This window comes from Gardnerella sp. DNF01144, assembly GCF_049244245.1.
In the GTDB taxonomy this organism is placed as follows: domain Bacteria; phylum Actinomycetota; class Actinomycetes; order Actinomycetales; family Bifidobacteriaceae; genus Bifidobacterium; species Bifidobacterium piotii.
Genome location: NZ_CP058390.1, coordinates 219,356 through 235,223, shown reverse-complemented (window position 1 = coordinate 235,223; position 15,868 = coordinate 219,356). Strand labels below are relative to the sequence as shown.

The following is a 15,868-nucleotide window of genomic DNA, read 5'->3' as shown; positions in this document are numbered from 1 at the left end:
CTTATTAATCGTCATTAATCGCCTAATCTGCATAACTAGTATTTGGTAATTGAGGCAAAACAACAAACAATCCTGCTGTGAAAATCAGCGCGAGTATAGGCAAAAGCTGCCATTGGAACGTAGACGAGAATGCAAATCCAATCCAAGAACCAGTAGTAGCACCAATCGCAAACGCAAGGCGCGCCCAACCAGAAAACTTAGCGAGAGTACTTCCCTTAAACAGAATCTGACGCGCAACAATAATCGGCTCCACTAGCAGCATTCCGCCAATTGCCTCAAGTAAGAACGCAAAGCACATTATTGGCAAAAGATTAATAAACATAAAGCAATAAGAAAATGCGCTCACAATAATGCCTAAAATTGCAACTTTTCTTAAACCGAGTTTTTGAGACGAGTGCGCATACAAAACGGATGCAAGCACGCTTCCTACACCAGTAAAAATATACAATATCGTCAAAGAGTTAGAACCATATTGCTTACCAAGACCTAGAAGAATATAAGAAACAGAGCATGCAGGAATAAAAGCAACCAAAAGAGATCCAGCAAGAAGCATGATTTTACTCTTTAGTAATGGATTCGCAGATTGCTTGGCTGCAGATTTGTTGTCAACGTCATTTTCTTGCGATACTTGCGATACTTCTCCTTCTTCACTAATCGCTTGCGATTCATTCTCTACTTCTTGCAACTCTCCCTCTACATCGCAAGACGCTTGCGCAATGTCTTGTTTCATAATAAATCGCGTAGCACAAGCCGCAAAAGAAGTGACGGACGAGAAAATCAAAACCGCAGGAATCGACCAGCTTGCAATCCACGAACCAAGCGGAGAGCCGAGCAAGGTTCCTGTAATACTTGCCAAAACGCTCACAATGCCGCTGTAGTTTACAATCATGCCGTCATCGCCGCCTGCAGCATCAACCTCGAAAACTTCGCTAGCAATATCAATCACTTGACCAGTAATCAGCAATGCGCAAGAAAGAGCCACCAGCGACCACTTCCACGCAGGAGAGCCAAGCATAAGAAGCGGTAGTAAACTAAGCACGCCTTCTACGCCTTCAGTCATTGCAAGAGCGCGAAAACCGCCAAGCTTATCAACAATCCAACCAGAGCATGGCGAAAGAAAATCGGCAACCGTCATAAAAGTCTTACGAAAACCAATCACCCAAGCCGGCAAGCCCACAATAATAATCGAAGGCAAAACCGAGCCTTCATACGCTTGATTGCCTAGCATAGAAAAACAGAAGCCGACTAAAGCCCATCGCAATGCTGGACTAATAGATCTCATACGAATAAAAATATTATTCTTACTAAATATTGACTTCACAGCAACCAACTCTCCCTTAAAGCTCTTGTAAAATCGCAAATCATAATGCAAGCTTCTGCAAATGCATAACTACTCGCAAATCACTATCAAACTTAAATAATTCACTACAAACTACACAAATCCAATAGCTTATTTTACAAATTTAGTAACACTATACTCTTGTTCAAGAAAAATCAACAAATAATAATACAAAATAACAAAAAGCGGAAAACCGTTCGCGCGAACTAAGCGCGCTAACGTCTTCGCCACGCAGAAGCAGTGCTTCTGCCTTGAGTGGCTCAGCGCTCCGAATTGCCTTTTCGAGCTACGCTCTAAGCGAAAAGGCAGGTCGGAACGCACTACAAAAAACAGGGGTTAGTTATAGGACAAAAGTAAAAAACAAAAAGTGAAAAACAAAAAAGCTTTCGGTTTTGAATGCCCCTAGTAGCAAACAAAACCGAAAGCAACACACTCAACACTCAAAACCCCCGCAGCAGACGCCCTAACTCTGGGAAGAAAAGAAAATAATAGCAAACCAGAATTAAAACAAAAGTGCAAGAATCAAGAGCAAAACCAGTGTGGCATTTCCCTACAAAACACCACACCAGTCGTTAAGTGCAAACTCTAAAAGAGCATAAGCGCGCACTCACACACTTAGCATAAGTGCGCGCGCAATGCTTAGTGACGAGCCTTGCGAACAGCAGCACCCATGCCAGCAAGCATGGTGGCAGCCAAAGCGGTCAAAGTTACGCCAACACCAGTACCAGTGTGGGTGTTACCGCGCTTATCCTTGCCGTTCTTGTTCTCAACCTCAGTCTTAGCACCAGCAGCAGCAGAGCCATTAGCACCAGCCTTACCAGCGGCAGCGCCGTTAGCACCAGCCTGAGCACCATTCTTACCAGCTGGAGCAACACCATTGGAGGTGCTTGGAAGATCAAGGAAGTCATTATCCAATGGATCTGCAGCAGTAGAAACAACTGGAAGCTTGGTTGGATCTACATCAAGAGACACAGCATGATCGTAAGCAGCGTGATACTCTTTTACAGCAGCCTTCCAAAGAGACTTTGCATCCGTAGCCTTCTGCTTAGCTTCCTTATACTCTCCCTCAGCCTTAGTCTGCTTGGTTTCAGCAGCAGTAAGCTTGGCCTTAGCGCGATCAAGAACATCATTAAGATGGTCTTCACGCTTAGAATCAGTTTCACCGCTCATCATAAAGTCATTCAAAGCATCCTCAGCAGCCTTAACAGCTTCCTTGCAGGCAGAAACCTTTTCCTTAGCTGCATTGTAAGCAGACTTCTTCTTGAGATACTCAGCATAAGTCTTCTGCTTCTTCTCAATCTTAGTCTGAAGATCAGCTGCAGCGGTACGAACACGAGCAATAGCATTATCCTTCTGCTGTTCGTCAGACTCCTCTACAGGATCAGCCGCAGCGGTCTTAACAGCAGTTTCTGCATCAGTCCAGGCCTTAAGAGCAGCAGCAACGTCATCTACATACTTCTTGTGAGCAGCACCAGCATTAAGCCAAGCATTGTGGTCATTGACATATTTTGAAGCAGTACCCTTGTTTTCTACAGTGGCAGCTTTCATGTCAGCATCAGTATCAGCCTTCAGCGTAAGCTTGCCATTAGCGTCTTTTGTATAAAGCTTCTTAACATCTGCACTAGCTGACTCGGCTGGTTCCTTACCAGCTTCAGCAACTGGAGCCTGAACAAGCTTGAGATAAGCCTGCTGCTTTTCTTCAGCAACCTTCTTAGCTTCTTTCTTAGTCAAGACCTTCTTTGCGTCATTGTTTGGAGTCTCAGCAGCAAATGCTGGGGTGGCCATTGCGAAGCCGGCAAGCAAAGTTGCGCCAGCAGCGAAAGCGGCGATAGCCTTCTTATTCATCATTTTATTTCCTTTCTTCTTCTCCCCCACGCGCATGCAGCCAATCCACAAGCGGCGGGGAAAAATAATCAAACACGCGTTCGCGCATTTCCACCAACGGTTATCCACCGTGTGATGTTGCTATTAACATACCCCCCCCCCGTTTGAAAAAGTCAAGCCCCAACCAAACATGCTAAACCGAAAAAAATGATGTTATACACAAACTAATCCACAATTAAAGCCACTCTCGCCGTAAAATTTGTGGATAAACAACACTTAAACCGTAAAAATACGCATTTCAAGGTTTTTGAAGAATTCTCCCAGGTTTTTTTAAGAAAAGATACTCGCGCGTGTCGTGGAACAAATAATGGGAAAATAAGGAATATCGTTCGCACGGATTAGCCGTGCGAACGTCTTCGCCGCATGTAAAGTCCACTGGACTTTACATTTAAGCGGCTCAGCGAATCGAAGTGCACTCGCGCGCTACGCTCTAAGCGCTCATGCAAGTCGATTCGCGACACGCCGCCAGTTTGTACCATACGCGACTCGTATGGTAACGTTTTCGCAAACTAAAAACCATTACCCTACCAATAGTCATGTCTTTTCAACGATGAAAGGAATACTCAAATGTCTACAATCAAACGCGTAGCATACGCAATACTACATAATTACGGAAAAATGAGCCACGAGAGACTAGAACTACTCACATACTACTGTCAAGCACAATACTTATCTACAACAAGCCTACAATTATTCCCTAACTCATTCCAAGCATGGAAAAACGGGCCAGTATGCCTAGAACTATTTAACATATGCTACCTAACACAAGACGAAGTAAGCGAAAACAATATTATCTTCAGCCCAGTCGAACTATACAAATCATTTAACTGCTCCCAACTACGCGTAGTATACGCTGTTTGCGACGCGTTAAAAGATTACACTACACAAGACTTAGCCGCCAGAGCACGCAGTGAACTACCATGGGTTGACGCTAGAAGAGGCGTTAACACTAACAACGCATGCGATACTGAACTATCACATAAAATCATCCACGATTATTACGCGAAAAACCCTGTAATTGCAGACGGGCGCGCGAATACAAGAAGTAGAAGCGTTGAAAACGCCATACGCCGTCTAAGAGACGCGCATCTTAAAAAATGCAAGCAAGCAGAAAAAGAAAAACTAGAAGCACAAAATCAAGCGCACGCGGTTAATAATCATTGTAAAGAACTCATAGACGCTGAAAACATGGTCATGCGTAAAATCAGCATGCTAAACGAGTTCAAAAACATGTCGGATAATAATATTAAAACTCGAGCACGCATGATAGCTAGAAGCATAGGAAAACAATTATGCGAATACGAGCAAAACAAGATTAAACGCCAAAACTTTCAACATAACCTAGAAGCAGTAAAACAACAAAACACGGCTCAAAACACGAGTACAAACAGCAACACAAACAACACTAGTAGTAACACGACTCAAAACACAACTAGTAAAAGTAGTAGTAAAACTAGTAACACGACTACAAACAGTGGAAACACTGCAAACAACGCAAAGGCTACGCCTAGCGGAATGGCTACACACAGAACGAACACTACAACTAGCAGGAATCCTGCGACTAGCGCAAAGAGTGAAGCCAGCAAAAAATCTGCATCCAGTAGAAAATCTTCAGCCAGCAAAAAGTCCGCAAAAAACGAAGCTAGTTAACGCATTTTGCGCGACTTTACAGCAATTCATGATATGTTAAACAATAGAACAACAACAAAAAAAAACGCCACTGTTTGAGCAGTGGCGTTATTGCGTTTGTGGAGTCGCGGGGAATTGAACCCCGGTCCGGAAACCGTACCCTCGGTCTTCTACGTGCGTAGTCTGCTGGCCATTCGGCAGTTTTTCTGCCCCCATGTTATCGCAGACAATTCATGGCGAGCATATCTACAGTAAAAGTCCCTGAACTACCCTGCAGCTCGGCAATTCAAGCAAGTCTTCTAATGACGTTTAGCACCACTCCGAAGACATGAGTGGGTAAACGGAGCAGCTGCTCACTGGTTAATCCTGGCGCGAAGCTCAGGCAGCGAGAGCGAACTCAGTGCGATTAGATTTAGCACTTATTCTTTTGCGAAAGGACGTTTACGAGTGGACTTTCGCATTCTCGGCACGCTTCCCCGCGGCGAACAGATCACCGTCGAAACCGATCGACCCCTTTTGATTTATCAAACTATCAATTAAATACTGGCTAAAGCCAGAATAATCATTATAAATAAACGTTTTAACAGAGTCAACCTGTTTTAAAATATTGATTTATTTCAGACTAATCTAAAGACTAATCTAAAGACTAATCCAATAAATCACTTACCTTTAGTCTCACCTGTTTTAACACCATCACTATTGCCTTTGGCAAGCTTCTTCGATTTTTCAACAAATCTTCTACTAACAACAAACGTACAAATTGACACAACAAACACGCAAATAAATATTGTAACGTTTCTAGCTCTAGCATTTACAAGGCTTTTTACAGCATTAGCATGAAGAGCAACAGCAGATTCCGCATTAATAGTGGTCTCTACTTTGCCGCCACTAACGCTCACAGTTTTAGTGCAATCTTTAGACTCATAAACATTGCAATATTCACCATCTGGCAAGTCAGTTTTATAACTCACTTTTTGCGGATTTTCCGTGTTGTTAATCGCAAGAAAACCCTTGTTTCCTCTGCTAAATGCAACGTTATTATCGTCGTCATCTTGCCAATTAGTAACCTTAGTGCCTCTAACAGCGTTGTAGAATCCAATCATTCCGCGAATCGAAGTTAGCCTTTGCGTGCATTGCCACTTAGAATCCTTCGCACAACTCACATCAGGAATCGAAGTTTGCGTAGCTCCAGGCGCTCCCTCATCTCGTTTTGTAAACTCATAACCCGAAAACACATTTGGAGTTCCGTACGGGTACGCCAACATAAACGCGTTTGCAAGCTCATACTTTTTGCCATCTTTATACGTCAAAACTCTGCTTGCATTGTCTCGCTCAGTATCCCAATTTGTAACAAAAATCGCAGCCTTTTTGCTTGGAATCAGCTTATCTGTAATATGTTTAAGATTCTCAATAGACCCATAAAAATAGTTTCTAAGCCTATAGGAGTACTCAAATTCGTTCACTTCACCAGTTTGCAGATACTGGTCTGGCTGAATTCTAGGGTCTTGCTCTGGGAACCCTATTGTTTCTTGCATCCACCAAATCTTATCTGGCGTTGTTCCAGCAGCCTCTGCAGCCGCAGCTTTTATGCCTTTTACATCTTGCGGAGACATGTGTTTTGCTGCATCAACTCTAAACCCAGCAACTCCAAGCTTTAGCATATGCGTAAAGTACTCTCCCAAAGTTTTTTGCACATGAGGATTAGAAGTGTCTAAATCCAACAGACCAACAAGTCGATGCGTCCAAACGATTTCTGCTTTTCTATACGTGTTTATATCTTCTGTTGACTTGTGAAAATCATCTTTTGTGTACCCTGCATCTGGGAACGATTGATTTGCAGCATCATATTTGCTTCCACCAACGCCAAGTGTGTCTTTGTTTGCAAAACCAGTTGTGTGGTTTATTACTGCATCTGCAATAATTCCAACACCCGAAGCTTTGCAAGTTGTAATCATCTTTTTAAACTCGTCTTCTGTGCCGAGTTTTGAATTTAGCTTATAGCTTACAGGTTGATAACTTGTCCACCATTGATCGCCCTTAATATGATCTTGCGGAGGTGAAACTTGCACGTATTTTACGCCCTCTGGGCCGTACGTTTTTTTGCATTCCTTGGCTATGCTTTTCCAATTTTGCTGGAATGCTGTTACGATTACGCCTTTTTCTGTAATTTTTTGAGATGATTTTACGCCAGCACTTGCAATCGCTGGGCTGCTTGCGACTACTGCTCCCGCCAAAATAGTAGCAGCACAAGATGTTATAGCCGCAACTCTTGCCAACACAAACTTTAACTTTACAAGCGCCTTTTTATTGAAGCTCGTAAATACTTCTATGCCGTGGATCATCGTTGTTCCTTTCTGCAAGAATTGCGGCTTTGCTTTGTTCTTACTTCACTCCTTATATATAGGACTATATTAGGACTATATTAGGCTCATCTATTCCCATTCTTCTTTTCCAAACGTACGATATATCCCAAACCATTCAAAATACTATGTTCTATTTTTTCTAATCTCACTAAATCCATCTAATTATAGGACGTTTTCAAATTTTTAGTCCCGTCTCAGTCCCAGTATCGGAGAATTTTTTTAAAATAAAACTTCTTTACTCAAACCTTTATCACTCCAAGAAAGTTTATATGCGTTCTTATTATGGTTAGATTTAATAACATTGATCTCGTAATTATCCCAAATAACTGCTACTTGATTCTCTATTGCTATAGCATCTGCTATCTGTCCAGAATAGAATTCATCAAAACCTACTCTTTCTGGCTCATCATAATGAGGACAATGTAAATAAGGAATAATGCCTAAGCCTTTAACCCATTTATGTTTTGGGTTTTCTACATCTTCTATAAATTCACTATCACTATGACCTGCAATAAACCAACATATAGAGCCTGCACTTAAGCCTGAGAGTATCTTTCCGCTTTTATAAGCTTTAATTAGTGCCTTATCTACAGAATATTTTCTCCAAACTTGCATCATATAAGCAGTATTTCCACCACCAACATAAATTATGTCTGCATTTTCTATCTTTTGATTAACCTCTTCCTTGTTTACTTTTGCGTTAGATAAATACAATGTATCAGTTTTACATCCCAAGCTCTCATATAAATTACTTATGGTTTCTATATAAGCATCAGCATCTTTACTCGCTGTAGGAATAAATAAAAAATGCGGGTTTTCTTTATTTGATGACTCAACAATAAATTTATCTATATCGTACGTTTGATTTTGATATACTTCTCCTCCTCCAATTGCTATAATCATAAATTTCCTCCTATGTTTAAAATCTGTTTCTTTAGTAAAAATCTTAAAATCCTTATATTTAAATAACTAACCAAATCCCCAATATAACAATTAAGATTTTCAAAAATTCTTATATAACATCCGTACTTACAACTTTAATACTACATAGCTTTGCAAATTAAATAAGGTAATTCCTACGCTAATCCTACATCTTCTTTCCACACTCTTTTTCTCAAGTAGCTTCCAAGTTTTTCTTCAATCAAATGTCATAGTATAAATTCTTTCTTACCTACCATATTTGTCTCTATCATACAATGATTCTATATAATTATAGGGATTCATTTCTTCATCAATCACACTAATTTTACACTCTAGAGTTGATCCATTTTCATTCATATAACTATGTCGAACCGCTGTACAATAACCAAATTCTTTTTTATTATATAAATTTTCCTCAATTACAACTAAATTACTCACAGCAGGATCTTTCTTCAAACCTGGGTAAATAATAAATTCCCTTCCTTCTCTAAGCATATTAGAAAAATTAGATTTAATAGAGATAACATTTTCTTCCCCTACTACTCCAATCTTTATCCCTTTAAATGCCATAGCTAAAAAGTCCGTGCTAATATCGATTATAGTTTTAATAGAATATAAAAGATAGAAAAACCTCAACACCCCTCTGCTATCTCGCTGAGAATATGGTTCATTATAACCTCGTAAATCTTTTAAACTGTTAGGGACATTTTTATATCCAGATTTATCAATATCGTTACCTACTGCATATAATAATTGGATTATTTGCTCAACCCCTATCTCATTTAATAGAGATTCATATTTAATTATTTCTTTCTCATAAATTCGTCTAAGATTACTTCTCTTCCAATAATTGAAGACGTCCTTAAAAATTTCTGTGTCTATGATGGTCGAAACATCTAAATCAGTCGAGTATGGAAGTTTAAAGTTGTATTTAGATGTTGGACTTAGTGCTACTTTTAAGTTTTCAGGTAAATTTCCTATCGATTTTAAACTTTGCTCATAAAAGTATTTCATAACATTATGTAACTGTTTGAATATTTCAAGCTCTTTTTGATTTAACGGGGTAACAGATCGTAGAAAATTATCTTTCGAATCAGTTTGTTTACTTAATTCATTCATTATTAATACAATATAAAAATCAGATTCATTTCGTATCCCTTGGAGAAGCAAAGATTGATTCGAAAAATATTCCCCAGTCTCCTTCATTTTTGAAATTTGTTCTTGAAGATCTTTAGAGAGATTTAGACTTGTAATATCTTGACATAGTTTAAACATATATTCTAGATAAGTACTCATCAATGTAACCTCCTCAAATTTAATTCCGCTTCAATTAGTTCTCTTATATCTTCTTCACTTAAATTTTTACACTTGTCCTCATTTAAGTCGAAGTGCATGTTATACATATTTTTTTCACCTGTTAATAAATCTAGCATTAAATTTGGAAGCTGTCGTCTAGATACTCTAATAAGCTTCTCTACAAAATTTCTTTCTCCACTATTATCTCTTTCTACAAATGGATTCCAAAATTCTGGGTTATATCTACATAACATTCCCAGCATAAATAACAACATTAAGAATAATGAAAAATATGGAAAAGAAATTTGTTTACCATCTTTCGTATAACCAGCAAGAAAAAAACTTTCTCCCATGGTTGTTACTTCATGTAGCTTCTGACCATGAATTTTCTTTCTAATAATCAATTCATTATTTCTATTTTTTTCGAAAGGAAAATAACTTTTACTAAAGTCTGGAATTGATTTTAATAGGGTCGTTACTTGTGTCTCATTAAAAATATCTAGATTAACTCTATACTGAACTTCATTATCTAATATAATTTCTTTTATTGGTATCGCATGAATATTCTCTTGTCCATAAAGATCTGAAAAGTCATTTGATAACTCAACAATCGAACCAGCAATTTCTTCAAAAGACCATTCGATATTAGATGAGAATTCTTGTTTATAAGGATTATACTCATTTATAAATATTGATAATCCACCAGTTTTATTATCATTGATATTTAATGTTACGTCTCCAATTTTATCTATTCCTGAAAGTTTTCTTAACTTCATTCCATGATTTGTAATTTTTAATAATTTACCATATACTAGACACAGAGTTCCATGAATCAGATTAGTAGAACCATAATATATTAATAAAGGAGAAACTTGTAAACTAGACTTTCTTGAAAGACTAAAATATTCATAAGCTTGTGATAAAGATCCAGAGATTATATTTATTAAATCATCTGATGGCTGGCTATTATGATTTTTACTGAAATATTTTTTTATATTTTCTGGGTAAGTATATTTTAATAAATTCTCCCAAATTTCAACTTCTGGTTGTTCTGAATAAATTCTTTTTATTTTCATTATTTTCCATCATTTTTATCAAACATTAACCTCAAGTTATTACATATTATTATATCAGATAAAATCTTTATTTCATTTAAAAAGTGTTGTATCTCTACTAAACCTTAGTTTAATTACTAGTCTTTTTTATGATAGGACTATTACAAAGTCCATTTTCATCCTTTAAAAAATAATAAATAAGCTTTTATGAAATTAAACTTTCATAAAATAAAATATTGTACTAGATTTCCAGACAAAACTGCAACTTTAGTATCATTATCCTCTCGTGTTTTCATAAATTGAATTTGGGCAGTAGATGGGTAGCATTTGAATGAAGATACCAAAATTTTTTAATCAATTTTTTCACTTTTAGTTGTATAGTCTATTGCCAAATTTAGAGTTGATTTTATAGGATGTATTTTTGTAATTGCTGTACTAATCACTAGATCTTTCTTTTGATCTATTAAGAAGTATGGAATGAATCTGCCATATTTCTTTTGATAATTTTTCTATTTTTTCTCTAATATAATCAATATCTTTCTTATAAATTACTCCCGTTGTATTGGTTACTTTTGCAATCTGGTTTATGTTATTTGTTACATTTGAAAGTAGCCATTGGAGATTTCTAAATAAATTAATCCTCATAATATGTACGCAAAAAGACCGCAGCTTGAAACTACGGTCTAATTTTTTGTCCACATGTAAACCACTTGGAACTATTATTCAATTTATTCTTTTTAACAAATGTTCCCATTTTAATCCCAGTTACAGTTTTTAATCTTCTGTAACCATTGATTTTACAAGTTTTTTGATTTTTTTTTGCGATTATTCCCACTCGATTGTTGCAGGCGGCTTAGATGTAACGTCTAACACAACGCGATTAATCTGACGGCATTCGTTTGTGATTCGAGTAGAAATCTTTGCCAATACATCGTAAGGAACTCGCGACCAATCAGCGGTCATAGCATCCTCAGAGCTTACTGGTCGAAGCACAATCGGAGAACCGTATGTGCGCTCGTCTCCTTGAACTCCAACAGAGTGAACATCTGCCAAAAGAACAACTGGGCATTGCCAAATATCGCGATCTAATCCAGCTGCAGAAAGCTCTTCGCGCGCAATAGCGTCTGCCTCTCTAAGCACAGCTAAACGCTCGCGAGTAATCTCGCCAACAATGCGAATTCCCAAACCAGGACCTGGGAACGGCTGACGCCACACAATAGCATCTGGAAGTCCAAGCTCCGTACCAATTGCGCGAACCTCATCCTTAAACAGCGTGCGCAAAGGCTCAATAAGCTTAAACTTTAAGTCCTTTGGTAAGCCACCAACATTGTGATGCGACTTAATATTTGCAGCACCGTCTCCGCCGCCAGACTCAACAACATCTGGGTAAAGCGTGCCTTGTACAAGGAACTTAACTTCTGCTCCAGTTTTACCAGCTTCTTCAATAACTTGACGCTGAGCTTTTTCAAATGTGCGAATAAACTTTTCTCCAATAATCTTGCGCTTACGCTCTGGCTCACTCACACCTTTAAGCGCATCTAAAAAGTCATCGTCTGCATCTACTGCAATAAGCTTGATTCCAGTTGCCTCAACGAAATCATGCTTAACTTGTTCGACTTCGCCTTTACGAAGAAGACCATGATCAACAAAAACGCAAGTAAGCTGATCTCCGATTGCTTTGTGCACAAGAGCCGCAGCAACAGCGGAATCAACTCCTCCAGAAAGTCCGCAAATAACTTGTGCATCTCCAACTTCGGCGCGAATCTTTGCAACCTGATCTTCTATAATGCTCGAAGGATTCCAATCATTTTCCAATCCTGCACATTCATGCAAGAATGTAGAAATAAGCTTTTGGCCTAAAGGCGTATGCTTGACTTCTGGATGCCATTGCACTCCGTAAAGCTTGCGACTTTTATCTTGCATAGCTGCAACTGGAGCGCCTTGAGTGTGCGCAAGCACCTCAAATCCTTCTGGCGCACTCTTAACTGCCACTCCGTGGCTCATCCAAGTGTTTTGCTCTAATGGAGAATTTGCAAGCAATCCTTCTGCTTCATCAACAGTTGCATGCGTTTTTCCATATTCACCCAATGCAGCTTTGTCTACAACGCCGCCAAGCTCGTGAGCCATAACTTGGAATCCGTAGCAAATTCCAAGCACTGGAACGCCTGCTTCAAAAATCTTTGTGTCAATTTTTGGCGCTCCTGGCTCATAAACAGAGGCAGGTCCGCCAGAAAGAATTATGGCTTTTGGATCTTTTGCCAGCATCTCCTCTACTGGCATGGAGTGTGGAACAAGCTCCGAATAAACGTTTGCTTCCCTCACTCTTCTAGCGATTAGCTGGGCATATTGGGCACCGAAGTCAACTACAAGTACCGGACCGTTTGCCATGATTCTCCTTATATATAAAAAACACATTTATAGGTGATTCAATTTATACTAATGGCGCTTTTAGACGTTGCGTTGTGCGAAACGCCGTAACTTAACAAATTATAAAAATTGTAAAAATAAACAACCTTGACATAACAAGAAAGTGAACATCAAACATAACATAATTGATACTTTTAAGGTGATTTTTGTTAACACTTTAACACATTTTTTCAACAAATTCGCACGTAGTAACTAATCAAACGCACAAAAGTCAAAAGCTGTTACTATACTGAAAAAGATGGAAAAAGAGGCGAATACATTTGTTTTTTGGCCTCTATAACCAAATGGTAATGATTAAAATCGCACTGAAAAGTGCTTGAGTACAGGAGTACACATGACGAGTCCTGTTATTGGCACCCCTTGGAAGAAGCTTAACGCTCCAGTTTCCGAGGCGGCCATCGAAGGCGTAGACAAGTATTGGCGCGTTGCTAATTACCTCGCTATCGGTCAGATTTATCTTCGCAGCAATCCTCTAATGAAGGAGCCATTCACTCGCGAAGATGTTAAGCATCGTCTAGTCGGCCACTGGGGTACAACTCCAGGCCTTAACTTCCTTATTGGACACATCAACCGCTTTATTGCTGATCACCAGCAGAACACCGTGATTATCATGGGTCCAGGCCACGGCGGCCCAGCTGGTACTGCTCAGTCTTATCTTGACGGTACCTACACTGAGTACTATCCAAAGATCACCAAGGACGAAGCTGGTTTGCAGAAGTTCTTCCGTCAGTTCTCTTACCCAGGCGGCATTCCTTCTCACTTTGCTCCAGAGACCCCAGGTTCCATCCACGAAGGTGGCGAGCTTGGTTACGCTCTCTCCCACGCTTACGGCGCTGTTATGAACAACCCAAGCTTGTTCGTTCCAGCAATCGTTGGCGATGGCGAAGCTGAAACTGGTCCTTTGGCTACTGGTTGGCAGTCCAACAAGCTCGTGAACCCACGTACCGATGGTATCGTGCTTCCAATCTTGCACTTGAACGGCTACAAGATTGCTAACCCAACCATTCTTTCCCGCATTTCCGACGAAGAGCTTCACGAGTTCTTCCACGGCATGGGTTACGAACCATATGAGTTCGTTGCTGGCTTCGATGATGAGGATCACCTTTCCATTCACCGTCGCTTTGCCGATATGTTTGAAACCATCTTCGATGAGATTTGCGATATTAAGGCCGAGGCTCAGACTAACGATGTAACTCGCCCTTACTACCCAATGATTATCTTCCGCACTCCAAAGGGTTGGACTTGCCCGAAGTTCATCGACGGCAAGAAGACCGAAGGTTCTTGGCGTGCACACCAGGTTCCACTGGCTTCCGCTCGCGATACCGAAGCTCACTTCGAGGTTTTGAAGAACTGGATGAAGTCCTACAAGCCTGAAGAGCTCTTCGACGAAAAGGGTGCTGTTAAGGAAGACGTTCTTTCCTTCATGCCAAAGGGCGAACTCCGTATTGGCGAAAATCCAAACGCCAACGGTGGTCGTATTCGTGAAGATCTTAAGCTTCCAAATCTTGAAGATTACGAAGTCAAGGAAGTTAAGGAATTCGGTCACGGCTGGGGTCAGCTCGAAGCTACCCGTCGTCTTGGTGTTTACACTCGCGACATCATTAAGAACAACCCAGATTCCTTCCGTATCTTCGGCCCAGATGAGACCGCTTCCAACCGTTTGCAGGCTGCTTACGAAGTAACCAACAAGCAGTGGGACGCAGGCTACCTTTCTGGCTTAGTCGACGAGCACATGGCTGTTACTGGCCAGGTTACCGAGCAGCTTTCCGAGCACCAGATGGAAGGCTTCCTCGAGGGCTACTTGCTCACTGGTCGTCACGGCATTTGGAGCTCTTACGAGTCCTTTGTACACGTTATCGACTCCATGTTGAACCAGCACGCAAAGTGGCTTGAGGCTACCGTTCGCGAGATCCCATGGCGTAAGCCAATCTCCTCTGTGAACTTGCTTGTATCCTCTCACGTATGGCGTCAGGATCACAACGGCTTCTCGCACCAGGATCCAGGCGTAACCTCCGTGCTCTTGAACAAGACCTTCAACAACGATCACGTAATCGGCATCTACTTCCCAGTGGATTCCAACATGTTGCTTGCTGTTGCTGAAAAGGCTTACAAGTCCACCAACATGATTAACGCCATCTTCGCTGGCAAGCAGCCAGCTGCTACTTGGTTGACTCTCGACGAAGCTCGTGAAGAGCTCGAGAAGGGTGCTGCTGAGTGGAAGTGGGCTTCCAACGCTAAGAACAATGACGAAGTTCAGGTTGTTCTTGCTGGTGTTGGCGATGTTCCACAGCAGGAATTGATGGCCGCTGCCGACAAGTTGAACAAGCTTGGCGTTAAGTTCAAGGTTGTTAACGTTGTTGACTTGCTCAAGTTGCAGTCTGCTAAGGAAAACAACGAAGCTTTGACTGACGAAGAGTTCACTGATCTCTTCACTGCCGATAAGCCAGTCCTCTTCGCTTATCACTCCTATGCACATGACGTTCGCGGCTTGATTTACGATCGTCCAAACCACGACAACTTCAACGTTCATGGCTACAAGGAGCAGGGCTCCACCACCACGCCATACGATATGGTTCGCGTGAACGACATGGATCGTTACGAGCTTACCGCTGAAGCGTTGCGCATGGTTGACGCCGCTAAGTATGCCGACGAAATCAAGAAGCTCGAGGACTTCCGCCTCGAAGCCTTCCAGTATGCAGTCGACAAGGGTCTTGATCACCCAGACTACACCGATTGGGTATGGCCAGGCGTTAAGACCGACAAGCCAGGCGCGGTTACCGCTACCGCTGCAACTGCTGGCGATAACGAGTAGTTTTAAGCTATCAACGCTAAAATTGCTTAGCTGATTTTTAGGGAGTCAATCGAAAGGTTGGCTCCCTAAAAAAATTAGTCGCACAAAAAAATTAATAATAAAACACATAAAAAATCAAAATTTCCGCTTGTTGTTTTGCAAA

9 protein-coding genes, 1 other RNA gene and 2 pseudogenes are annotated in these 15,868 nt (G+C 40.5%); 2 read left to right on the top strand and 10 right to left on the bottom strand.

Annotation, left to right across the window (positions count from 1 at the left end; all coding sequences use genetic code 11):
• Positions 1-22 precede the first annotated feature (22 nt).
• Together HXT36_RS00885 and HXT36_RS00880 are read right to left on the bottom strand one after the other, a co-directional pair.
• A complete protein-coding gene (locus HXT36_RS00885) occupies positions 23-1,321 on the bottom strand; it encodes an MFS transporter (protein ID WP_421779220.1) in 1,299 nt (432 codons plus the stop codon).
• 657 nt (positions 1,322-1,978) lie between these two features.
• Positions 1,979-3,187 carry a hypothetical protein gene (locus HXT36_RS00880; RefSeq protein ID WP_421778876.1) on the bottom strand — a complete coding sequence of 403 codons (1,209 nt, stop codon included), beginning with the start codon at positions 3,185-3,187 and terminating at the stop codon, positions 1,979-1,981.
• A gap of 603 nt (positions 3,188-3,790) precedes the next feature.
• Between HXT36_RS00880 and HXT36_RS00875 the strand changes: the two genes are divergently transcribed.
• Positions 3,791-4,873 (top strand): Panacea domain-containing protein, encoded by a 1,083-nt coding sequence (locus HXT36_RS00875; RefSeq protein WP_421778874.1) that lies wholly within the window; start codon positions 3,791-3,793, stop codon positions 4,871-4,873.
• A gap of 96 nt (positions 4,874-4,969) precedes the next feature.
• Here the strand turns inward: HXT36_RS00875 and ssrA are convergent.
• From ssrA to guaA, 8 genes and pseudogenes are all read right to left on the bottom strand, one after another.
• Positions 4,970-5,366: a transfer-messenger RNA gene (gene ssrA, locus HXT36_RS00870) on the bottom strand.
• A 145-nt stretch (positions 5,367-5,511) separates the two neighbouring features.
• Positions 5,512-7,194 (bottom strand): alpha-amylase, encoded by a 1,683-nt coding sequence (locus tag HXT36_RS00865; protein ID WP_421778872.1) that lies wholly within the window; start codon positions 7,192-7,194, stop codon positions 5,512-5,514.
• Between the two features lie 240 nt (positions 7,195-7,434).
• Positions 7,435-8,118, bottom strand: coding sequence for a peptidase E (locus HXT36_RS00860; protein ID WP_004132507.1), 684 nt, complete (start codon positions 8,116-8,118; stop codon positions 7,435-7,437).
• 264 nt (positions 8,119-8,382) lie between these two features.
• Positions 8,383-9,432: a hypothetical protein gene (locus HXT36_RS00855; RefSeq protein ID WP_421778870.1), complete on the bottom strand. Its 1,050-nt coding sequence runs from the start codon at positions 9,430-9,432 to the stop codon at positions 8,383-8,385.
• Complete coding sequence (locus tag HXT36_RS00850) at positions 9,432-10,508, bottom strand: YaaC family protein (RefSeq protein ID WP_004132509.1); 1,077 nt, start codon at positions 10,506-10,508, stop codon at positions 9,432-9,434. The genes HXT36_RS00855 and HXT36_RS00850 overlap by 1 nt, the downstream gene beginning before the upstream one ends.
• Positions 10,509-10,714: 206 nt before the next feature.
• Positions 10,715-10,927, bottom strand: a pseudogene (locus tag HXT36_RS00845) (endonuclease); the annotation flags it as partial.
• Positions 10,923-11,117: pseudogene (mobC, locus tag HXT36_RS00840) on the bottom strand (plasmid mobilization relaxosome protein MobC); the annotation flags it as partial. The pseudogenes mobC and HXT36_RS00845, both read right to left, overlap by 5 nt.
• Positions 11,118-11,312: 195 nt before the next feature.
• The gene (gene guaA, locus HXT36_RS00835) at positions 11,313-12,875 is read right to left on the bottom strand and encodes a glutamine-hydrolyzing GMP synthase (protein ID WP_004130224.1); all 1,563 of its coding nucleotides are present in this window, start codon (positions 12,873-12,875) and stop codon (positions 11,313-11,315) included.
• Positions 12,876-13,248: 373 nt separating this feature from the next.
• Here guaA and HXT36_RS00830 point away from each other — a divergent pair, with 373 nt between their 5' ends.
• On the top strand, positions 13,249-15,726 hold the full coding sequence (locus tag HXT36_RS00830; protein WP_116438546.1) for a phosphoketolase: 2,478 nt from the start codon (positions 13,249-13,251) through the stop codon (positions 15,724-15,726).
• The last annotated feature ends 142 nt before the right edge of the window (positions 15,727-15,868 follow it).

Coding starts and splice junctions, on each gene's coding strand:
- HXT36_RS00880 (WP_421778876.1), bottom strand. CDS start 3,187: ATGATGAATAAGAAGGCTATCGCCGCTTTCGCTGCTGGCGCAACTTTG.
- HXT36_RS00860 (WP_004132507.1), bottom strand. CDS start 8,118: ATGATTATAGCAATTGGAGGAGGAGAAGTATATCAAAATCAAACGTAC.
- HXT36_RS00865 (WP_421778872.1), bottom strand. CDS start 7,194: ATGATCCACGGCATAGAAGTATTTACGAGCTTCAATAAAAAGGCGCTT.
- HXT36_RS00830 (WP_116438546.1), top strand. CDS start 13,249: ATGACGAGTCCTGTTATTGGCACCCCTTGGAAGAAGCTTAACGCTCCA.
- HXT36_RS00875 (WP_421778874.1), top strand. CDS start 3,791: ATGTCTACAATCAAACGCGTAGCATACGCAATACTACATAATTACGGA.
- guaA (WP_004130224.1), bottom strand. CDS start 12,875: ATGGCAAACGGTCCGGTACTTGTAGTTGACTTCGGTGCCCAATATGCC.
- HXT36_RS00850 (WP_004132509.1), bottom strand. CDS start 10,508: ATGAAAATAAAAAGAATTTATTCAGAACAACCAGAAGTTGAAATTTGG.
- HXT36_RS00855 (WP_421778870.1), bottom strand. CDS start 9,432: ATGAGTACTTATCTAGAATATATGTTTAAACTATGTCAAGATATTACA.